The organism is Streptomyces sp. NPDC057565 (assembly GCF_042801455.1).
GTDB lineage: Bacteria > Actinomycetota > Actinomycetes > Streptomycetales > Streptomycetaceae > Streptomyces > Streptomyces yanii.
In genome coordinates this window covers 1-22118 of record NZ_JBHVFU010000091.1, presented here as the reverse complement: position 1 = coordinate 22118, position 22118 = coordinate 1, and the positions used below count along the sequence as shown (strand labels likewise).

13 protein-coding genes and 2 pseudogenes are annotated in these 22118 nt (G+C 67.8%); 12 read left to right on the top strand and 3 right to left on the bottom strand.

Going from position 1 to position 22118, the window contains the following annotated elements:
• The first annotated feature begins 525 nt into the window (after nt 1–525).
• On the top strand, nt 526–1785 hold the full coding sequence (locus ACFU8W_RS48960) for a M14 family zinc carboxypeptidase (RefSeq protein ID WP_384052350.1): 1260 nt from the start codon (nt 526–528) through the stop codon (nt 1783–1785).
• A 603-nt stretch (nt 1786–2388) separates the two neighbouring features.
• Nucleotides 2389–5382: a family 16 glycoside hydrolase gene (locus ACFU8W_RS48955; protein WP_384052349.1), complete on the top strand. Its 2994-nt coding sequence runs from the start codon at nt 2389–2391 to the stop codon at nt 5380–5382.
• Nucleotides 5383–5549: 167 nt separating this feature from the next.
• Here ACFU8W_RS48955 and ACFU8W_RS48950 read toward each other — a convergent pair whose 3' ends face one another.
• Entirely contained in the window at nt 5550–6578 is a 1029-nt protein-coding gene (locus ACFU8W_RS48950; protein ID WP_384052348.1) for a LacI family DNA-binding transcriptional regulator, read from the bottom strand.
• A 190-nt stretch (nt 6579–6768) separates the two neighbouring features.
• On the opposite strand from ACFU8W_RS48950, the gene ACFU8W_RS48945 reads away from it, so the two are divergent.
• From ACFU8W_RS48945 to ACFU8W_RS48915, 7 genes are read left to right on the top strand one after another with little or no spacing between them, the layout of a single operon-like run.
• The gene (locus tag ACFU8W_RS48945) at nt 6769–7839 is read left to right on the top strand and encodes a C45 family autoproteolytic acyltransferase/hydolase (protein ID WP_384052347.1); all 1071 of its coding nucleotides are present in this window, start codon (nt 6769–6771) and stop codon (nt 7837–7839) included.
• A gap of 8 nt (nt 7840–7847) precedes the next feature.
• Nucleotides 7848–9494, top strand: coding sequence for an amidohydrolase (locus ACFU8W_RS48940; RefSeq protein WP_384052346.1), 1647 nt, complete (start codon nt 7848–7850; stop codon nt 9492–9494).
• Nucleotides 9491–10510: an ABC transporter permease gene (locus ACFU8W_RS48935; RefSeq protein ID WP_384052345.1), complete on the top strand. Its 1020-nt coding sequence runs from the start codon at nt 9491–9493 to the stop codon at nt 10508–10510. The genes ACFU8W_RS48940 and ACFU8W_RS48935 overlap by 4 nt, the downstream gene beginning before the upstream one ends.
• Complete coding sequence (locus ACFU8W_RS48930) at nt 10507–11382, top strand: ABC transporter permease (RefSeq protein ID WP_345516543.1); 876 nt, start codon at nt 10507–10509, stop codon at nt 11380–11382. Before ACFU8W_RS48935 ends, ACFU8W_RS48930 begins: the two co-directional genes overlap by 4 nt.
• Nucleotides 11379–12401: an ABC transporter ATP-binding protein gene (locus ACFU8W_RS48925; protein WP_384052344.1), complete on the top strand. Its 1023-nt coding sequence runs from the start codon at nt 11379–11381 to the stop codon at nt 12399–12401. The genes ACFU8W_RS48930 and ACFU8W_RS48925 overlap by 4 nt, the downstream gene beginning before the upstream one ends.
• Complete coding sequence (locus ACFU8W_RS48920) at nt 12398–13204, top strand: ABC transporter ATP-binding protein (RefSeq protein ID WP_384052343.1); 807 nt, start codon at nt 12398–12400, stop codon at nt 13202–13204. Before ACFU8W_RS48925 ends, ACFU8W_RS48920 begins: the two co-directional genes overlap by 4 nt.
• 14 nt (nt 13205–13218) lie before the next feature.
• Complete coding sequence (locus ACFU8W_RS48915; protein ID WP_384052342.1) at nt 13219–14868, top strand: ABC transporter substrate-binding protein; 1650 nt, start codon at nt 13219–13221, stop codon at nt 14866–14868.
• 330 nt (nt 14869–15198) lie between these two features.
• On the opposite strand, the pseudogene ACFU8W_RS48910 reads toward ACFU8W_RS48915, so the two are convergent.
• Nucleotides 15199–15333 (bottom strand): annotated as a pseudogene (locus tag ACFU8W_RS48910) (transposase); the annotation flags it as partial.
• A 257-nt stretch (nt 15334–15590) separates the two neighbouring features.
• On the opposite strand from ACFU8W_RS48910, the gene ACFU8W_RS48905 reads away from it, so the two are divergent.
• The 3 genes and pseudogenes from ACFU8W_RS48905 to ACFU8W_RS48895 form a co-directional block, all read left to right on the top strand.
• The gene (locus ACFU8W_RS48905) at nt 15591–19070 is read left to right on the top strand and encodes a tetratricopeptide repeat protein (RefSeq protein WP_384052341.1); all 3480 of its coding nucleotides are present in this window, start codon (nt 15591–15593) and stop codon (nt 19068–19070) included.
• A gap of 104 nt (nt 19071–19174) precedes the next feature.
• A complete protein-coding gene (locus ACFU8W_RS48900) occupies nt 19175–20356 on the top strand; it encodes a DUF2235 domain-containing protein (RefSeq protein ID WP_384052340.1) in 1182 nt (393 codons plus the stop codon).
• A 161-nt stretch (nt 20357–20517) separates the two neighbouring features.
• Nucleotides 20518–21089, top strand: a pseudogene (locus tag ACFU8W_RS48895) (transposase); the annotation flags it as partial.
• Here the strand turns inward: ACFU8W_RS48895 and ACFU8W_RS48890 are convergent.
• Nucleotides 21082–21753 (bottom strand): NADPH-dependent F420 reductase, encoded by a 672-nt coding sequence (locus tag ACFU8W_RS48890; protein WP_384052339.1) that lies wholly within the window; start codon nt 21751–21753, stop codon nt 21082–21084. The pseudogene ACFU8W_RS48895 and the gene ACFU8W_RS48890 sit on opposite strands and share 8 nt — an antisense overlap.
• Nucleotides 21754–22118: the final 365 nt, after the last annotated feature.

The window sequence follows — 22118 nt, the reverse complement described above, 5'->3', positions numbered from 1 at the left end:
CACGCGGACACCGTCGGTGCTCTCAACGTCCTACGGGCCGGGCTGGTCCGTCGCGAAGCCCAACCGGCATAGCGAGAAGCCACCCCGTCCACGGGGTGGAGGAGTCACGATGTCTACGAAGCAGCCCGTCACGCATCCCCCCTCGGCCCCGGAAGATCCTGCCTTCTGCGGTCTTGATCGTGCGCATCTCGGCGGTTTGACCGAGGATTCCCACGATCTCACCGTCCGGCCTCGCGAGGCCGTCGAGCAGCAGGAAGAGATCGGACGCGGACGATCCCTTCGAGAGCCTGGCGGTGGCCGGGGTCGTCCTCAACGCCGCTGCTGACCTGCTGTTCGACCACCACCGTGCCTGGGCGGGCGCGCACATCGTGGTCTCTTCGTCGCCGAGGCTCCCGGCCCTCGGGGTCCTTCGCCGACATGGGCATTCATATACGCCCCATTGACCTTTCCTTGACCCTCGGGTCAGCATCATCCGGAACGCCCCCCACGCCAGTGCCGCCCGTCACGTTGTGAGGAGCCCGCCCCATGCGCACCTACCGCAGCACGCGGAACACCCGTCCGCGAGCGCTACACACAGCCGTTGCCACCGTCGCGGCCTTTGCCGCCCTCGGCGCGGTACTGGTCACCACACCGGCCGCCGCCACCGCCACGGCCGCCGAAAGCGATCCCGGCAACTGCAAGACCTCCGACGATCCGTCCTGGTCCGGCTGGACCGACCATAATCAACTCGGCGCCACACTGCGGCAGATCGAGAAGACCAGCAAGGGCCGGGTGCAGGTCGAGGTCGCCGGGCGCACCACCCAGGGCCGCGAACTGTGGGCCGCGCGAGTGGGCACCGGCCCCCGCGTCCTGATGGTGACCAGCGCCATTCACGGCAACGAGCGCACGGGCACGGAGGCCCTCATCGGCATCCTCAAGGAGCTGGGTTCGAGCTCTGGTCCGAAGTCCGACGAACTCCTCAGCAAAGTCACCCTGGTTGCCATGCCGATGGTGAACCCGGACGGCGGCGAGCTCAACCGTCGTATCAACGTACGCTCCTGGGACCAGACCGTCGCGCAGTTCCCCCAGCTGGCCGGGGCGCCGCGGGCCTGGTACCACAGCCTCCGCGGCGACGGCATCGACCAGCCCGGCTATGACCTCAACCGGGACTTCAACCCGGATCTGAACTACGTCCCGCAGGCCTCCGACCTCCCCGGCGAGCAGACCGATGCTGGCTTCTTCCTCTCCCCGGAGTCGCGCGCGATCCGTGACACGTATGTGAAGATGCGCAATGAGAAGGGATCTGTCGACGGGTTCATCGATCTGCACCACATGGGTCCCTGCGAGCGCATCACGGGGGGCCCTCAGGACGGCAAGCTGATCACGGTCTCGCTGGACTATCCGCCGCTCGGCACGAACGATGGGGCCAAGTACAAGAAGCAGTGGCCGAAGCTGGACCAGGACAAGTCCCGCCGCTATGCGCTCACGGTGGCCAATGGCATCGCCGACGCATACGGCGAACAGTCGAGGCTCGCCGCGACCGGCCGCTATCTCCACCCCGACGCGCGCGAATACGCCGGCCAGGGCCGCTCCGCTTTCGCCCTCAACGGAACCGGCACAGTCCTCTTCGAAGTCCGCGGGCAGCAGGACGACTTGGGACAGCGGCAGCGCGGCATGTTCGTCCAGTCCGTACGTACCGGAGTGGAGTCCCTGATGACGGGCCTGGCCACGGGCAGCGCCGACCGGGTCAACGGGGACGACTTCTTCAAGCTGCCAGACTACGGGTGGGAGACCACGGCGGACTGACCTCGGCGGAACGGGTCCCGTGCGCAGGCACGTGACCCACGGCAGCGACGCGGCCCGCGGCAGGTTCCCAACCTGCCGCGGTTGCCACGTCTGGTCGTTGCCTGCCTGTTCCATGGCGGCCCGGCCCAGGCGGGTCTGGCCACACCGGGCGGAGATCACCGAGGCGGGGGAGTGGAATGCTTCCGGGCGGGCCGGGGCCCACTCGACGCCGCGGTGGCGACGTGTCGAGCTGCTGCCGGGCCGCACGCTCGCCGACGCCGCTGATGCGGTGAAGGCGCCGATGGTAGTGGTCCCGCCCGATGAGAGCGGGTCGATGCCGTGTCAGCAGTACTGCAGTGCCGCCGACTTTGTCCGATGTGCGGAAAACCCTGCCTGACATCAGCATGTGTCGGTCGTGACACAACAGGGTTTGTACTCACTGATGACAAACTTATAGACGCAGCAGGCAAAGGACTCCTATGGTGTGCGACACCTGGCCGAATCCAGGCATCTCACGCACACCGCGCGTCATTTCGGGTCGGTGCGACGCCGACCGCACCACCTCGTCGTCCCGTACCACCGTCATGGGCGCCCCTCCACGGGGTGACCCTCCGGGGAGGATGCATGAGTCCACGGTCCCGCTCCAGATCCCGCAGACGGCTGACCGGTCTGGTCGCCGTCTCGTTCCTGTTCGGCTGCTTCACGTCGGCACCGGCCGACGCCGCGGATGCCGCCGAAGACCTGCCGCCGCAGGTGCCGGGCGTCACGCTGCGCGTCTTCGACATCGGACTGCCGATGAACGAGATCTGCGTGCTCAAGCCCGGACAGACCCCGAACGTCGACAAGTTAATCCCCACCATCGACTTGTCCACGACCGAGCATTTCGGTGTCGCTGACAACTTCGTCTCGCAAGTGATCGGCAACATCGAGGTTCCCGAAGACGGGACCTACACCTTCCGGCTGACCAGCGACGACGGTTCACGCCTGACCATCGACAGCCGGACGATCATCGACCACGACGGCCTCCACGCAGCCGAGCCCAAGGACGGCACGGTCACACTGACGGCAGGTCATCACCCCCTGCGCATCGACCACTTCGACCGTACGGGCGGCCAGCAGATCACACTGGCCTGGAAGCCACCGGGCGCCGCTTCCTTCTCTCTCGTACCGAACTCGGCACTGAGCACCGACGCCGATGTCGTACGCGTGACGGCCCCCGGCCGCAAGCAGTGCGAGAGCGGCACCGACAGCCCCGGCGACGGACTGCCGCTGAACGCCGTACACCCCGACTACACTCTGACGGACCTGCGACCCGACGGCTTCAAACCACAAGTCACCGGCATGGACTGGCTCCCGGACGGCCGCCTGGCCGTGACCACGTGGGGCGGCACGGACAAGACCGAGGGCGCGGTGTACCTCCTCGACAACGTCACTGGGCGGACCGGCCCCGACAAGGTGACGGTGAAGAAGGTCGCGAGCGGTCTCAAGGAACCGATGGGCATCAAGGCGCTCGACGGGGCCCTGTACGTGTCGCAGAAGCACGAACTCACCGAGCTGCTCGACACCGACGGTGACGACGTCACCGACAAGCGGCGCACGGTGGCGACCTGGCCCTACGGCGGCAACTTCCACGAGTTCGCCTTCGGCATGCTGTACCGCGACGGGTTCTTCTACCTCAACCTCTCCGTCGCGATCAACCACGGTGGCGCGACGACGAATCCGCAGCCCGCGCCGAACCGCGGCACCACGATCAAGGTGAACCGGAAGACCGGCAAAGTGACCTACCTGGCCGGCGGCCTGCGCACCCCGAACGGCATCGGCTGGGGCCCCGGCGGTGACATCTTCGTCGCCGACAACCAGGGCGGCTGGCTGCCGGCCTCCAAGCTGGTGCGCATCAAGCCCGACCGCTTCTTCAACCACTACACCAACCCGGCCGGCCCGTTCGACGACCAGCCGGTGACCGAACCGGTGCTGTGGCTGCCGCAGAACGAGATCGCCAACTCCCCCAGCACCCCGATCCTCCTGAAGAAGGGCCCCTACGCAGGCCAGATGCTGTTCGGCGACGTGACCTACGGCGGGCTGCAGCGTGCCTTCCTGGAGAAGGTCAAGGGCAAGGACCAGGGCGCCGTCTTCCGCCACACGCAGGGCCTTGAGGCGGGCGTCAACCGCATCAGCGAGGGCCCGGACGGGGCGATCTACGCGGGCGGTCTGGGCGCGGGAGGCAACTGGGGCCAGGAGGGCAAGCTGACCCACGGTCTGCAGAAACTCACCCCCAACGGCGGCAAGGCGTTCGACATCCTGGCCATGCGGGCCAAGCCGGGCGGATTCGAGCTGGAGTACACCCAGCCGCTGTCCCAGGAGACGGCGGACAGGCTTGCCCAGAGCTATCAGGTCAAGCAGTGGCGCTACGTCCCGACACCGTCGTACGGCGGCCCCAAGGTCGACGAGGAGACCCTCGCCGTGAGCGACGCGCGGCTCTCCGAGGACCGGAGGAAGGTCACCCTGGAGATCATCGGTCTCAAGCCCGACCGTGTCGTGCACGTGCGCTCGCCGCGTCCGTTCAGCTCCGCCGATGGCGAGCCGCTGTGGAGCACCGAAGCTTGGTACACACTCAACGCCATGCCCGGCAAGCAGCCCGCGACGACGGCATACGAGGCGGAGGAAGCCAAGCTCTCCGGCGGCGCAGGCGTCGCCACCGACCACGCTGGGTACTCCGGCAGCGGCTTCGTCGCCGGCTACGGCACCCGAGGCGCGTCCACCACGTTCACCGTCGACGTGGACGAGGCGGGCGCGTACGACGTGGCCCTGAGGTACGCGAACGGTCCAAACCCCTTCACCGGCACCAAGACGGTGAGCGTGTACGTGGGTGACGAGAAAGTGAAGCAGTCGAGCCTGCTCAGTACGGGCGGCTGGGCGAACTGGTCCACCCGTACCGAGACGTTGAAGCTGCGCGAGGGATCCAACACGATCACCTACCGAGTGGACGAGGGCGACATCGGACACGTCAACCTCGACATGATCAGCGTCCACCCCGAGGGCGAACGCATCGTCTTGTTCGATGGCGCGGACCGCGCGGCCTGGCAGCAGACGGACGGTCGCACCGCGCAGTGGCCGCTGACGGGCGGCGGAATGGAGGTCTGCTGCGGCGACCTGCGCACCAAGCAGTCGTTCGGCGATTTCAAACTCCACACCGAATTCTGGCTGCCGGAGCTGCCGCCTGAGGTGACGGGCCAGAACCGGGCCAATAGCGGCATTTATCTGCAGGACCGCTACGAGATCCAGATCCTGGACTCGTTCGGCGACACGACGCCCGCCGACGACGAGGCCGCCGCGATCTACAAGCAGAAGGCCGCCGACGCCAACGCCGCCCGCCCACCGGGCACCTGGCAGACGTACGACATCACCTTCCGCGCGGCGCGCTTCGACGACAAGGGCGCGAAGACCGAGGACGCTCGCGTCACGGTGGTGTGGAACGGCGTGACCGTCCACGACGACGTGGCCATCACCGGCCCGACCGGTGCCGGCGCTCCGGAAGGGCCGACCGCGGGCCCCGTCCGCCTCCAGGACCACGGCAACAAGGTTCGGTACCGCAACATCTGGATCGAGCCGCTTTCGTAACGGCACACGAGCGCGGCGCACGAAGCGGTGGCCGGCCCGGGCATGCCCGGGCCGGCCACCGCCGTTCGTCGGGTGGGCCGCCATGCGCACCACGTCGTCCCACTGGTCGTCGTGGGCGTCGCGGACCCAGGACGCCGAAGTCGCGGGCCTGGACCGCCGCCTTCGCGTCAGGCGTTCGTGTCGGTGCGTCGCGAGGATGCGCGGACCCGGAACCGGGCGGTCGTCAGGACCGGTCCCGCGCTCGGCTCGCCCGCGATGCGCGCTTGGAGAAGGTCGAGCAGCGCCAACGTCGTTTCCGCGGCGTTGAGTTCGACTGCCGAGATGGCGGGTCGGCTGTGTCGGGTGTGCTCGGAGTCGGAAGCCGCGGCAAGCATCGTCCGATCGGGCACAGCGACGCCGCGAGCCGTGAGGCCCGCGAGCACTCCAGCCGCCTGACGACCGGTGTGGCACAGGATCGCATCGGGGATCCCGTCGTCCACGATCGCGTGCGCGATGTTCTCGCCGCCATGCTCGCCGGCGCGCTCGGCCGACATGTAGACGCGCGGCGTGATCCCGACGCTCTCACACCATGCGAGGTACGTCGCCTCGCTGTCGATGTTCCATGCGTTGGGGTCGGTTCCGCGCAACAGCACGATCGATCGGGCACCGGATGCGGCGAAGTGCTCGTAGATGCGCCGGAAGCTTGAACCCTCGTCCTCGGTGGCCCAGTCGGTGAAATTCGGGCGGCTGGGATCGCGCCCCAGCGTCACGTAAGGGATCCCACGCCGTTCGAGGAGACCGACCACCGGATCATCCACGTGCGGCATCGTCACGATGTAGCCATCGAGCGACAGCGCCAGTGGTGGTGTCGGCCGCTTGGTCGGGTCAGGCACGAGCATCACACTGAGTCCGCGGTCCATCGCCTGCGCCGAGGCGGCGCCGATGTAGCGAGTGAACACATCGACGCCCCGCGGCGCGTACTCACCCAGCGCGTCCAGCGACCGGATGACGAGTCCGATTGCCCCGACCGACGAACGTCGCAGGCCGCGCGCGAGGGCGTCGGCTTCGTAGTCCATCTCCTCGGCGATGGCCCGGACGCGCAGTCGCGTGGCTGCGCTCAGCGTCCCGGTGCCGTTGAGCGCCATCGAGACCGCCGCGACGGAGACACCCGCGCGCTGGGCGACATCGCGAATGGTGACGCCCTTCGATCGAGCCACGGCGACCTCCTTGGTTCGTACCTTTCGATGCTGCCTCACGCCGCCGGACCGCGGTCGCCCACGCAGGCCCGGGCGACAGAAGCAGAAAGTGACATGAGAAACACCATTGTATTAAACGTTTTACCTACCTAGCGTGTCGCCCGCCCCTCACCGTGACGGGCCTCACAAGCGAAGGTCGCACAGCAACACCATGAAGCTGCACACACTGCGCACGACCACCACCGACTTCCGCGACCGTGGACGCGAGATCGGCACGCGATACGCGGACCAGGTGCGTGACGTCAGCGCCCGCTACCTGGCGCATTTCAAGGTTCTGGGCGTCTCGGAAACGACCGTCCGCGACATCGTCGCCCACAGCTACGACGCCTTGCGCGACTGGTACCCGGGTCTGGTCGAGGAGTCCGACGGAATCGCTGAGGCATCAGGAATCGAGCCATGGCAGGTGGCAGCGGTCGGCGCACGGACCGAAGTACTTGCTGCCGCGCCCGGGAAGGGTGAGTGCACAACCGCCGTGCACGCACCGGCCTTCGGCGGCCCACCCGAGACGATCCAGACGTGGGACTGGCACGATTCGCTCACACCGGACGGTCTCCTGTTGTCGCTCGTGACCGGAACGCAACGCCGGGTGAAGCTTTTCACCGAATTCGGCACGGCCGCAAAGATCGGGGTGAACGACGCCGGCCTCGGCCTGCATTTCAACATCCTGAACCATCGCTCCGACAACGCCACCGGCGGCGTGCCCGTCCATGCTGTTGCGCGTCGCGTCCTCGAGGAGGCGACGACAGTGGCGGAGGCCCGCGACATCGTCGCCTCCGCGACCGTGAGCGCGTCCACCGTGCTGACCGTCGCAACCTACCGAGACGGCCACGCCGCAGCAGCGTCCATCGAGATGTCACCCTGCGGGTTCGCCGTGGTGCAACCCGATACCGACGGCTGGGTCATCCACACGAACCACTTTCTTGATTCCGGCCTCGCCGGCGGTGACACCAGCACTCCGGAATCGGTGTCGGTCGAGCGGTACCACCACACGCACGCTGTGCGCGGCAGCATGACCGGCCGCTCCGCGCCGGAGCGCGCGGCCGCCTTCTGTGGCCGCGACGGTGCCGCCGCCGTGGTGTGCGTCCACGCCGACGATTCCCAGCCGGGCCACGAGCGGTGGAGCACGTTGCTCACGGCATCTCTCGACCTCCCCGGCTTTGCCCTCGAGTGCCGGGCAGGCAACCCCGACGCTGCGGCCCGCGAGGGCCTCGACCGGTTCTGAGGAACCCGATGGACAAGGACACGACCATGCCCGCTCATCTCTACCGCAACGCCCAAATTTTCACCTCCGACCAACGCGCGTGGGCCGAGTCGCTCGTGGTGGTCGGCGACCGGCTCGCCTACGTCGGCGACGAGGCCACCGCGGCGCGTGTGGCCGGACCGGATGCCCTGATCCACGAACTCGACGGCGCGACCGTCCTCCCCGGATTCGTCGACGGCCACGCGCACGTGGTCGGCACCGGCGAGGCGGCGGCCCAGGTCGATCTCTGGGGCGCCAACACAGTGGAGGAGATCCAGCGGCGCGTCCGGACGTGGGCGCAGGAGAACCCCGACGCACCTCGCGTGCTCGCCACCGGGTGGAAGCACGGTGACATCCCGGGCGGCCTGCCTGATCGGGGCATGCTCGACGCGGTCGTCGCCGACCGGCCCGTCTATGCGCAGGCCTACGACTTCCACTCGATCTGGCTGAACTCGGCCGCCCTCGCCGAAGTCGGCATCGACGACACCACGGCATCACCACCGGGGGGAACGGTCCACCGGGACGACCGGGGCGCGGCCACCGGCCTGGTCGACGAGACCGCGATGCACCACCTCGTGTGGCCGGTGCTCGACAGCTTCGCCAGTGACTCCGACCGTGACGAGGCCCTGGCGGTCGCCCTGGCGGCGTACGCCGAGTCCGGGATCGTCGGTTCGACCGAGATGGCGCTGGGCGAGGGCGACTACGAGGCGATGCGTCGTGCCGATGCGGCGGGCGTCCTGACCACTCGCATCGCCGCGTTCTGGCGCGTCCAGCCCACCGGTGACGAGGGCGGGAACCTCGCCCAGGTCGAGCGCGCTGTCGAACTCGCCACCCACCGGTCGACCCCGTTCCTGCGCGTGACCGGCATCAAGGTCATGGTCGACGGAACCGTCGACGGGTGCACCGCATCGCTCGGAAAGCCCTACGTGAACGGCACGAACGCCGACCCGATCTGGGGTCTTGCCGAACTCGCGCCGGTGGTGGCCGCCGCGGATGCGGCCGGCCTGCAGGTCGCCATGCACGCCATCGGTGACGAGGCGATCCGGGTCGCGATCGGCGCCGTCGAGCACGCCGTCGCTCTCAACGGCCCCAAGGAGCGTCGCCACCGCATCGAGCATCTCGAAGTCGTCGACCCTTCGGACATCGACCGACTGGCCGCACTCGGCATCACGGCGAGCATGCAGCCCGTGCACGCCGATCCGGCCATCCAGGAGAACTGGCGACGAGTGCTCGGCGACGAGCGGGTCGACCGCGGCTTCCCGTGGCCCGAGATGACCGAGGCAGGAGCCACGCTCGTCCTCGGCACCGACTCCCCCACGTCGCCGCACGCCCCGCTGCCCAACATGTTCATCGCGGCGACACGGCGCTCGGCCCTGGATCCGTCACTGCCTGCCAACCACGCGCACTACGCCCTGCCACTGGCGGACGCGATCGTCCACGCCACCCGTGACGCCGCCTGGGCGAGCCGCTCCGAGCACCTTCACGGCCGTCTCGCCGAGGGCCTGTACGCCGACTTCATCGTTCTCGACCGGGACATCTTCGCCCGGCCGCTCGAGGAACTGCTCGACACGCGAGTGCTGCGGACAGTCGTGGGTGGCCGCGTGGTCCATCACGCACAGCCGGGGGTGAACCGATGAGTGACGCCACCATGTCGGCACCCGTGCCATCAGGGCAGGTGAAGGCGAAGCAGCGGCCCGCCGGGGCGATGCTGCGGTTCATCGCCACTCGCATCGTAGGGCTGGTGGTGACCTTGTTCATCGCGAGCCTGGTCGTCTTCGGAGCGCTCTACGCCGCGCCGGGAAGCCCGCTCACCTATCTCACGCACGGTCGCACCATGAGCCCCGACGCGATCGCCGCGATCAAGGCCGAGTATCACCTCGATGACTCCATCTGGCAGCAGTACCTGAGGTGGCTGGGTGGCGTGGTGCACGGCGACTTCGGAACCTCGATCATCTACAACCAACCGGTGTCGTCGCTGGTCGGAAGTCGCGCCTCAGCGACCACGCTTCTCGTCCTCATGGCCGCGGCGATCGTCCTGGTGCTCGGGTTGGCCATCGGCACTCTCGCCGGCCTCAAGCCCGGCTGGTTGTCGCGGTCCGCCATGGCCGGCGCGACGGGCGTCATGGCGGTGCCGACCTTCGTCGGAGCGGTCGTGCTGATCATCGTGTTCGCCGTCGACCTGGAGTGGTTCCCGGTGTTCGGGGCCGGCCGGGCGGGCCTCGACGAGCTCTACCACCTGGTTCTTCCGTCGATCGCGCTCGCTCTCGCCTCCGTCGCGTTCGTCGCGCGACTCGCCCAGACCGCGATCCGACAGGAACTGTCGGCCGATCACGTGCAGACGGCGATCAGCCGCGGACTGCCCCGCGCAGTCGTCATACGCAGACATGTGATGCGCAACGCCGCGATGCCGGTACTGACCGTCGCGGGTCTCACGATCGCGGGCCTGATCGCGGGAAGCGTCGTCGTGGAACAGGTCTTCCAGCTCGGCGGGCTCGGTCAATTCCTCGTGAATTCGGTGCAGCAGAAGGACTTCCCCGTCGTCCAGGCGATCTGCCTGATGTACGTCGCTGCCTTCATCGTGCTGAACACCCTCATCGACATCGCCTACACACTGCTCGACCCGCGCGTGTCGATCGGGAAGAAGGACTCATGAGCACGACAGCAGCGGTGCGACGTATCGGAACCCGAAAAGCCGGCCGGCGTACGACGCGTCGTACGAGAGGCATCGGCATGTCCGGTTGGGTGGCGATCGCCCTGCTCGGACTCGTCGTCTGCTCCGCCGCCCTCGCGCCCCTCCTCTCACCGCACGATCCGAACGTCGTCAACCTCTCCGGTGCGTACCAGGGTTCGAGCGGCGCGCACCTGCTGGGAACCGACGCGAGCGGGCGGGACCTTCTCTCGCGCCTCGTCCACGGTTCCCGAACCGCGCTGATCGGACCGTTCCTCGTCGTGGTGATCTCGACGCTCCTCGGGACGATCCTCGCGCTCGCGGCCGTGTGGTTCGGCGGCTGGTTCGACCAGATGGTGGTGCGCGTCGTTGACGCCGTGTTCGCCTTCCCCGGTCTGCTGCTGGCGATCCTGGCGACCGCCCTGTTCGGGTCCGGCCTGAACGCTGCCGTTGTGGCGCTGTCCATCGCCTACGTCCCCTACATCGCACGGATCGTGCGGAGTGCGGCGCTGCGAGAGCGCTCGCTGCCCTACATCGCGGCACTGCAGGTTCAGGGCGTGCACGGGTTGCGGATCGCGTTGCGGCACATCCTGCCCAACGTGGGTGGGCTGATCGTCGCCAACGCCACGCTCGCCTTCGGGTTCGCCCTGATGGACCTCGCCGGCCTCTCGTTCATCGGCCTCGGGGTGCAGCCACCGACGTCGGACTGGGGCGCGATGGTCGGCACCGGTATGGCCGGTGTGCTGCAGCAGCACCCGCAGGAGGCTCTGTTCGCCAGCGCACTCATCGTCATCACCGTCGGTGCCGTGAACATGCTCGGCGACCGACTCACGGAGCGCTGGGAGGCACGCTCGTGAACGCACTACTCGAAGTCGACGGTCTGACCGTTCAGTTGCCGGTCGCGGGCGAGTTGCGCACCGTGCTGCGCGATGTCTCGTTCTCACTCGACCGTGGAAGCACTCTCGGCCTGGTCGGCGAGTCCGGTTCGGGCAAGTCGATGACGGTTCGCACCATCGCCCGCCTGCTCCCCGACGGCGCCGACGTCCGGGGCAGTGTCCGCTTCGACGGCGCCGAGGTGTTCGACCTTCGCACCGACGCCCTGCGGTCCTACCGGGCGAAGGACGTCGCGATGATCTTCCAGGACGCACGGGCCTACACGAACCCCGTACGCACGATCGGCGACTTCCTCACCGAGACGATGCGCACCAACGACCGGATGCCGAAGGCCGCTGCGCGCAAGCGCGCACAGGAGCTGCTCACCGAGGTCGGGATCGAGGACCCGGAGCGCAGGCTGCGGCAGTTCCCGCACGAGCTCTCCGGCGGCCTGCTGCAGCGGGTGATGATCGCTGCCGCGGTCGCCGCGCGGCCTCGGCTCGTCCTCGCCGACGAGCCGACGACCGCGCTCGATGTCACCACCCAGGCGGAGGTGATGGCGATTCTCGGGCGCATGCAGCGCGAGTACGGCATGGCGATGCTCTTCATCACGCACGACCTGGAGCTCGCCGGTGCCGTGTGCGACGAGACGATCGTGCTGTACGCCGGCCAGGTCATGGAACGCCAGGCGTCAGTGCAGCTGCACGAAGACCCGCTCCACCCCTACACAGCCGCACTGGTGCAGGCGCGGCCCGAGATCGGCCGGCGTGTCGATCGACTGCCCGCGATCACCGGTCATCCGACCACCGCCTACGAGGCGCCGGACGGCTGTGCTTTCGCGCCGCGCTGCCGCTTCGCACAAGAGGAGTGTCGGGCGGGGGTGCCGCCCCTGCTGCAGATCGGTCCGTCGGAGACCCGGTGCGTCCGGATGCCCGGCCTGCGCGGCCAGATGGTGCCGCAGGAGCGCGTCGGCTCCGCTTCGAACGAGGAGGTCCAGCGATGACCGAACCGCTGCTCGTGGTCGAGCACCTGACCAAGACGTTCGGCCGTGGAAGGGCCGAGGCGACCGCGGTCGCCGACGTGAGCTTCGCCCTGGCTCCGGGCGGAGCCCTCGGCATCGTCGGCGAATCCGGGTCCGGCAAGACGACCACGGCGCGGATGATCATCGGCCTGGAACGTCCCTCCGGTGGCCGCATCGTGTTCCGTGGCGAGGACCGCACACACCCGGCGCATTCCGCACGCAGTCGCCGTGAGCGGGGCCGGGACATCCAGATCGTCTTCCAGGACCCGTACACGTCGCTCGACCGCCGTCAGCGCATCGGCGACTGCCTCGCGGAAGTCGTCGGCGTTCATTCCCGGCTCGGCCACGACGAGACCAGGAAGCGCGTGAGCGAACTCGCCGAGCTCGTCGGACTCGACGACCGGCAGCTCGCGGCACTGCCGAGGTCCCTCTCCGGAGGGCAGCGCCAACGCGTGGCCATCGCTCGCGCGCTCGCCGCCGATCCGGACGTCCTCATCCTCGACGAGGCCGTGTCGGCCCTGGACGTCTCGATCCAGGCACAGATCCTCAATCTGCTCTCTGACATCCGGCAGAAGCGTGGCGTGAGCTACCTGTTCATCAGCCACGATCTCGCCGTCATCCGCCAGGTGACCGACGACACGATCGTCATGCGTCACGGCGCCGTCGTCGAGCAAGGGCCCACCGCCGACGTGCTCGACAACCCTCAAAACCCCTACACCCGCTTGCTGCGCGACAGCGTCCCTCGCAGCGGGTGGGACCCCGAAGCCATCACAGCCCGACACTGACCAGGAGTTGCGCAATGTACTCACCCCACCCACGCAGACGGGCAACGGCACTCGCCGTCGTCGCCGCCACCACCCTCGCGTTGGCCGGTTGCTCCGGAGGCACATCCGGCACCGAAGCGACCGGGTCCTCCGACGCGCTGACGACCTTCACACCGACAGGCTCGGGCTCGGTCGACACGATCACCTGGAACGTCTTCCAGGGCGAGCCTCAGACCATCGACCCCTTCCAGTCGGCCGACTACACGCCGAACATGATCAACTCGAACATGTGCGAGACATTGCTCGTCCAGACGCCTGACTTCCAGATCAAGCCTAATCTGGCGACGTCGTACTCGAACCCCGACCCGACGACCTGGGTCTACAAGCTGCGCAGCGACGTCACCTTCTGGGACGGCTCGCCGATGACCGCCGACGACGTCGCGTGGAGCATGCAGCACAACATGACGGACAAGTCGAGCTTCTACGGCTACCTGTACTCGAACGTCGCCTCGATCGCGAAGACGGGCGCCGACGAAGTGACCGTCAGGCTCAAGAAGCCCGACTACCTCTTCAACGACGAGTTGGCGAGCTTCGCCGGTGTCGTCGTCAAGAAGAAGTTCTACGAGCAACACGGCAACAAGGTCGGTACGCCGGGCGTGGGTGTCATGTGCACCGGCCCCTACAAGTTCGGCACGTGGACGCAGGGGCAGTCGATCAAGGTGAGCCGCTACGACGGCTACTGGAACAAGTCGCTGCCACGGAAGGTGAAGAACATCGACTTCACTTTCCTGACCGACGACTCCGCGATCACCTCCGGCCTGCTCTCGGGCCAGATCGACGGAACATACGGTCCGCCGATGGCCGGGCTGGCACAGCTGAAGGCATCGTCGGCGGGCAAGCTCTACTCGGGTGCCGCGCCACTGGCTGTCACCCTCGTGGTCGCGAACCACAAGGGCGCGATGGGTAACGCCGACGTGCGCAAGGCGCTCCAGATGGCCATCGACTGGAAGGGCATCGGCGACCATGTGTACGCCGGTGAGGGGACCCCTGCTTCGCTGCAGACCGTACCGGCCGTGTACGGCTTCGCGAAGGATGACCTGACCTCGTACGCCGACTCGGTCAAGACCGATGGCTCCGCGAAGACAGACGAGGCGAAGAAGCTGCTCGCCGGCGTTCCGGCCGACGTGAAGTCGAAGCAGATCAGCCTCGTGGTTCCGCAGCAGGCGGAGACACAGCAGCTGGGCGTTGGGATCAAGGATGCGGCCGACAGGATCGGCCTGAACTTCAAGCTCAACGTCGTACCTGCGACCGGCTACTCGAACTACCTGTACGACCCGGCGACGCGTGGCAACACCGACCTGCTGTACACGCAGTTCTGGCCCAACATCCCGAACCCGCTCGACTGGCTGGGCCTCACCGCGGTGACCGGCGGCACCTTCAACCAGTCCGGCTACAGCGGCATCGACGGGCTCTACGCCAAGGCGATCAGCACGCAGGACGACAGCGCCCGCTCCAAGCTGGTCCTGCAGATGGAGCAGAAGCTGCACGACGAGATGGATCCGATGTTCTCCGGCATCCAGCTGACGAACGACGTGTGGCTCGGAAGTAAGATCACCGGGGCGCCGGCAGCATTCGACTATGTCTACTACCCATGGGCGGCTCACCTCAGCGGAACTGGCAAGTAGTTCTCACTTGACTCCCCTCCCGCCTAAAGGACTCCGTTGGGCAATCCGTAAACCGACTGGTGTGGTTCGGGCCCTTGCTGCATGCGTGTCCGAGCGCCGCCCAGCCGCGCGCATGTGCGCGTGGCTGGGCGCGTGGCTGTGAAGGATCTCGCTGCCCGGGTGCGGCGGTCGAAACACCACGCCACCGGACGTGACCCAGGGCCGGCTATGTCCCCTGGAGTGGTGTAGTGGTCGTGCGCCAACGGGCTGGCGGTGGGCGGTAGTTCGTCTCGGGCGTGCTCGATGGGGGTAGATCTGGCCCATGCTGCCTTCGGGCGGGGGGAAGGCGATCCATTCGTCGTGCATCTCGAAGAGCACGGCGGTGACCAGCCGCAGGAGCGCGTCGTCGTTCGGGAAGACCTGGACGATGTCGGTCCGACGTTTGATCGCGCGGTTGATCCGCTCCAGCGGGTTGGTGGACTGGATCAGGGGGGAAGGCCCTTACGCCAAGATCCCTGCTACACCATTCCACGGGACGCCATCCAGGGTTGAAATCCATCCAGGGGGAAGGCTTCCGCCGCGCCATACCCCCAGCCGGAATTGCGCTCCGGATGCTCCGCGCGCACGCTGGAACGAGGAGGGGCGTTGGCGGAGATTGAGCGCCAGGAGAGGGGCGCGCGGTGATGCCCTCACTCAGGCATCTTGGCAGAGAGTCTTTCCGCATCGCGGTTTCGGGGCCACTCGTGCGTGCGCGTCGACCTCGGCGGATCGTTCTGCTTTGGTGGCGGGCATTGCGCAGTGTCAACAAATTCCTGCTCGTGACGACTGCCGCGCTCGTGATGCTGCTCGTCGCGCTGACGGCGGCAGGGGGTGATCCTTTCCGGAAGGTGTCTCCTGCCGGCTGGGCCAGTATCGCGCTCGCGGTGGTCCTGCTGGCAGCTGCCTTGTGCCACTCCCGGCCGGTTCGGATCCTGCCCTTCAAGAACCTGGCCAGCGGAGACGACACAGGGCGGGCAGCCGCCGTCGCCATGGGCTTCGCCGAGCTCCTGCACAGCGAGATCCGACGGATCCTGGACCTGGTCCGCCAGGAACCGTTCATGACGCCTGCTGACGTGCTCAACCCGGCCGGGAGGCGGGGCGACATGGTTCGACGGTCGTCCGCCCGGGTGCCGTTCAAGACCGGCGTGGCGGCCACCGGACTGCCGGGAGATATCAAGCCGACGGAAGTCGGAACGGTCACTCTGGGCCCGCTAAAACTTCAGGTCGGCACCTTGCTCACCTGGCTGGAGCGGCTCTTCGGCACGACGCTCCAGGGATCGCTGATGGAGGCGGACGGGGTGCTGCGGGTCGTTGCATCTCAGTCCGGGCTGCGCGGCGGCCCAACTTGGTCGGCACAGGTAAGGATCGACGGCGATGCCTGCAGGGCCGATGAGCGCCTCGCCAGGGAGCTGGCGCACCGCATCGAACTTGAGCGGCCCGGGGCAACGGAGTCAGGTGCCGACGTCGACAGCTTCCAGCGGCTGGTGGACGGCCTGGATTGCTATCAGCGCTTCCAGCAGGAAGGCGTACTGCAGTACCTCGACGAGGCGGAGGACCACTTCCGCGCGGCCCTTGCCCACAGTCCAGGTTACGCCGCTGCCTACCACAACCTCGGTCTGGTCTACCGCGAGCAGCGGCGCGTCCGTACGGATATCGATCTCGGAGTGTCGGAGGCGGTGGGGTGCGGACCGGTGCTCATGTGGCACAAGGCGATCGCCCTCGACCCGACGTTGGCTCCCGCCCGTGTCCAGTTGGTCAGGGCGTTCCTTGAGGAGGCTGACCATCCGGATGTCAATGCTGACAAGCGGGCCGAGCTCCTGGAGCAGGCGATCCAGTCAGCTGACAGCGCGCGCAAGCAAACTTCCGGCACACATCCCATGGAAGGCACTCTCGCCAGGTACTGGCTCGGGGCCGCACTGCTGAAGCAGGGTGGTCACCAGCGGCCGCAGACGAAGCGCGGGCGGTCGGACCGCATGGTGCGCAAGGCGCTTCGTCGCTTCCGCCGTACGGAACAGGATCTGATCGACGAGCGGGCCCGAAGGCTGGTGGTCGACGGGGACACGACTGCGGTACGGCCGCTGACCGGGCGGATTGCCCAAGTCCTCGGTCTGGAGTCCGAGTGTTGGTTCCAGCTCGCGGGCAGTGCGGGCGGCCTGGTCCGGTGGCGTCGCGTCATCATGGCCAAGTGGCGCATCCGTACGGCGATCCGCTGGGCCCCTGAGCTGCCCGAGCTACACGTGCTCCGGGGCCGCATCCTCTTGAAGTACGGCCATAAGGACCGTGCGCGGCTGGCGTATCTGGAGGCCTTGCAGCGGGACCCGCAGAACCATCACGTCACGGTCAAGGACGTCGGTGGTCTCACCGCCATGACGGGGACTGGTGAGGCGAGGGAACTGGCCACCGATCTGTTCATCCTGGCGGCCCACCAGCACCCCGACGACGCCGTGGCCTGGCTCCTGCTCGCGTTGGTCTCACCCGATGAGCGTGCCGCCCGGTCGCTCGCGGGCAAGGCGCTGGCCCTGGAGCCCGGCGGGGAGGACGTGCGTCGGGCTGTCGACGAGCAGTGGCCACCACTTGATGGCACCGCCCTTGGCGCCCTCGGCTGGGAAGATCACTTCAGTCTGCGTTGGGCGCAAGCGTGGAACGATGCCCGCGAGGCACGGCAAACTTTCAACGAGCCAAGTCTGCGTGAGGCGCTGAAGAGCATTGACGAGCTACGCGGCGAACATGGCGGGAATCGGCCCGAAGTCTCCTTCATCGCACGGGAGATCGGGCTGCTGCACGCATCGTTGGCGTCGATGATCCGTCCCTCCGGTGAAGAGCGCGTGCACTGGAAAACAGCAGTCAGCCGCCTTACGGAGGCCGTCAGACAAGAGCCGCCCTCGGGGGTGGAGATGCCCCCGCTGTGGTTCGTGGAACTCGCCGATGCACACGCCGCCCTTGCGGACTCCCAGTCCGCCGCAGGGCTCGGGGACGAATCCTCGGACAACTACGAACAGGCCGTCAGAAACTACACCGCGGCCATCAGTAGGTCACCCAAGACCGTCCGCCCCCGGTACCGCACGGGACGTCGGGGCCGGGAGCGGTTGACGGAGCTGTCCGCCGAACAGCAGGACTTGCCCACGCGTGCGCGTGCGACGGCAGGGCGGGCGGCGGTGTACGCGAGTCAGGGCCGCGTTGGCGATGCCGTACGTGACTGCCGCGACGCCCTGAAACTGGCCCCGCTCTACGCCTATCCGCGTTTCACGCTGGCCCGGCTGTACCGGGAGCAGCGGGCCCAGTACGACCTGGCGCGGCAGACGCTGCAACGGCTGATTGAGCTCCTGCCGGCCGGAGAGCAACGGGACTTTGCCCGGCTCGAGCTGGCGCGTACCTACCGCAAGCAGGCTGAGACGTCGCCGGACGGCGACAGCGAAGAGCTCCTCGACCGAGCACGGGAGGAGTTGGTCAACGCCACACGTGAGGCCTCGCTGGACGAGGACCTGGAGGCGTGGATGCATGAGGAACTGGCCACCGTGCTGGATCTGCTGGGCCGTCCAGACGAGGCCATCGTTGCCCTGCGCACCATCGGTGGCAGGGCCCAGCAGCCGCACGCCGCGCAGCACCACGAGCGAATCGCGCACCTGATGACCGGTAAAGAGCAACCGTGGGAGGTGGAACGTGAGCTGATCGAGGCTCAGGAGGCCTGCTCGGCCCGACTGGAAATGTCTCGCGGCGCAGACGAGGAGCATGTGCTGCGTGCCAGGCTGGTCACTCTGACAGCGCGCGTCGCAATGTTCTATGCCGAGCAGGGCATCAAGCTCGGAAAGGCGCACCAGATGGCGGAGAATGCTCTGAAGAGCGCGTCGCTCCGGGACCCTGGTCGGCTTGCGATATGCGAAGACGCCCGCGGGTGGGTCGCCTACCGGGAGGGGCAGCTCGGCGAGGCCATCGGTCTGTTGGAGAGGGCCGTGGAGCATTCCGCGGGTGACGCTCAAGAAAGGGCGCATCTCGCTTGCGCATTGGAAGCGCGGTCTCGCCGTCTCCGGCACCGGCGCCGAGACGTCGACAGGGCCCGCGATCACTGGCAGCAGGTCCTTGACCTTTTCCCCCACAGTCCAGCTGCCGAGCAGGCCAGGAACCACCTCGACCTGTTGCCCGAGCGCTTGCACCCGCCGAGGCCGCAGGCCTCCCGCGGCCTGTAAGCCCGCCGCCCACCCCTGCTCGGTGGGATTGGGCAGGGCATCCCAGACTCTCGGGCAGAGGGCGAGGGACGGGAGGGGCACTTCACTCGCGAGGAGAGATGATTATGTCCAAGCGTCTGGTCGTCTGCTGCGACGGAACGTGGGACTTCGCCGACCAGCTGAGCAGGACCAACGTCACCAAGGTCGCCCTGTCCGTACGCCCGGGGCCCGCTGCAGGGAAGGACCAGCGGGTCTACTACCACAGTGGCGTCGGCACCCACCGGTGGGAGCGCCTGCCCGGCGGCGCGTTCGGCGTGGGCCTGTCCTGGAACGTCATCGACGCCTACCGCTTCCTCGTGGAGACGTACGAGCCCGACGACGAGTTGTTCCTCTTCGGCTTCAGCCGGGGTGCGTTCACCGCCCGCAGCCTGGCGGGTCTAGTGCGCAACTGCGGCGTCGTACGGCGGGAACACGCCAACCGGATCAAGGAGGCTTGGGCCCTCTACCGCGACCGAATCGAGAAGCCGACCGGCGCGGCCTCCACGTTGTTCCGCGGCTCGTATGCGCACGAGACGGAAATCCACTTCATCGGAGTGTGGGACACCGTCGGTGCCTTGGGAATCCCGGTTCCGGACTCCAAGTGGCTCAAGCCCGTCGTGAACCAGTTCAACCAGCGCTGGGCGTTCCACGACACCGAGCTGAGCAGCTGGGTCAAGGCAGCCTTCCATGCACTGGCCATCGACGAGCAGAGATCGGCGTTCCGGCCGACGCTATGGCACCAGCAGCCCAGCGCCGCCGAGCAGGGCCAGGAACTGAAGCAGGTGTGGTTCGCCGGGTCGCACTGCGATATCGGTGGCGGCTGCAAGGAGACGGGGCTGTCCGACATCACCCTGCTGTGGATGGTCGACCAAGCCCGCCGATACGGGCTGGAGTTCAACGCCGAGGCTCTCAGCGCGGCCGGGCCCAGTGAGATGAAGTCGGACGAGAGTATCGACTTCCGTGTGCAGCCAGACCCCTTGGGCCAATTGCACCCCTCGTGCACGGGACTCTACCGACTGGCGACGCCGCTGCATCGGTCCCTCGGAGGGGCGGCGGGCAACAAATGTCGGCTCAACGAGTTCCTGGCAGTGTCGGCCAAGGAGCGCTACGACAGGGACACGGAATACCGGCCGCCGGAGCTTGAGCGGTATCTCGGCGATCAGCAGCGGGTCCGACTGGAGCCGGTAATTCTGCCAGGCATCGGCGCGAGGCAGACGGAAGAGGACAGAAGGCAGTGGCCGGAAGAGGAAGCGACGAGTACCCGCTGACACCGGCTGCCGTTGCGCCTGAACGTGCTCCTCCTCGCACATCCGGGCCCGCCCCTCGGCTCCTTCCGCCTCGCTCTGGCCTGTGCCAGCCTTCTGCCTCGCGACGTCGCTCGCGGACGGTACGGCTGCTCCAGCTGCGAAGGCGGCGAACGCTGTTCGTTCTGCTGGCTCTGGTCGCGGGCCAGGACGTGGAACCCGCCGAGGACTCCGACGGGCGCTGGCGGATCTTGAAGCGCAGCCGCCGTCGTCGCCGGTCTGCTCGCCGACGAAGATGGCGAGCAGACCGTGCTCGGCGACTCCGCTCTACGGCACCGGTGACCTGCGCACTCGGCCGCACGCCGAGGGCCACACCCTGGTGATCAAGCCGCCGCCCTTGCGGCAGGCCGTCCCCGGTGGCTTCGCCATCGACGACTTCCACATCGATCCGGTCGCCGGCACCGCCCAGTTCAAGTGCCTGTGCGCCGGTTGCCCCTTGCGGGAACGCTGCACCACCTCCAAGACCGGACGCACCCTCGAACTGCTCACCGCCTCCCGGACTCAGGCCGCCACCGATACTGCCTGGCAGGACGAGTACCGCCGATGGCGACCACCGGTCGAACGGGCCATCGCCTGGCTGGTCGTCAAGGGCAACCGCCGGGTTCCGCACCACGGCGTCATCGCCAACAACGTGTGGCTCCACCACCGCGCCGCGGCCCTGAAACTCCGCCGACTGATCACACTCGGGCTCACCCGGACCAGGCCCGGAAGTCCGACTTGCGCTCGGGTGAGGCATCGGCGAGAGCCTTCGTCACGCCGTCGACGTCGGCGCGGAGCCCGTAGACCGGGCTGCCGGGCTGCTGGCGCCAGGAGTCGTCGATCCCGCCGGCGTCGACAGTGTCGAAGCCGAGTTCATCGATCAGGGCGCGGACCCTCGCTTTGGCGGTCTCGTCGTCCGAGGCGACGGGTAGCGCGATCCGCTCGGGATGCCCGGCCGGCCGCGGCATGGCGAGGATGTCCTGGGCGAGGGTGCCGTTGAACGCCTTGACGACCGGATGGCCGAGGTTCTGCTCGGTCCAGCGGCTCTCGGTCAGGCCGTCTTCCTCGATCGCGGCGATCCGTCCGTCGCGCTCCTTGGGGTAGTAGTTGCCGGTGTCGATGACGGCGAATCCCTCGGCCGCGCCGTCGAAGAGGCCGGAGGGCAGGCCGGGGACCCTCCGGAGCGGGATGGTCACCACGACGATTTCCGCGCCGCGGGCGGCTTCGGCGGCAGTGACCGGGGTGGCACCGGTCTCCTCGGCCAGGGCGGCCAAGGTCTCGGGCCCGCGGGAGTTGGCCACGGATACGTCGTGCCCGAGCGCGGTGAGGCGACGGGTGAGATTGCCGCCGATATTGCCTGCTCCGATGATGCCGATCTTCATGAGCTGTCCTTCGAGAGTGGTTCGGTATCCGGCGTCGGCATCCAGCGTCGGTCAGAGGGGGCTGCTGAGCGCGTCGAACTCGCCGTCGGTGAGGGTGATGAGCGCGGAAACAGGTGTGCGCCGAGGGCGCCGGCTGCGCGGGGCTTGCGGACGAGATGCCCGGGTGTCCGTCAGAGACGGGACTTGCAACACCCGAAAGTACAGGTCACGGCAGGTACGCAGAGAACTCTGCCGCTTCACGGCTCCGCTCCAAGGACCCATTCCTCCCCGGCCTGAAGGACTCTGCTGAGGAATCCGCAAAACGGGTTGTCAGGCCGCGAGCATGAGGGCTTCGAGGCGGGAGATGTGGGTGCCGCCGAGTGGAG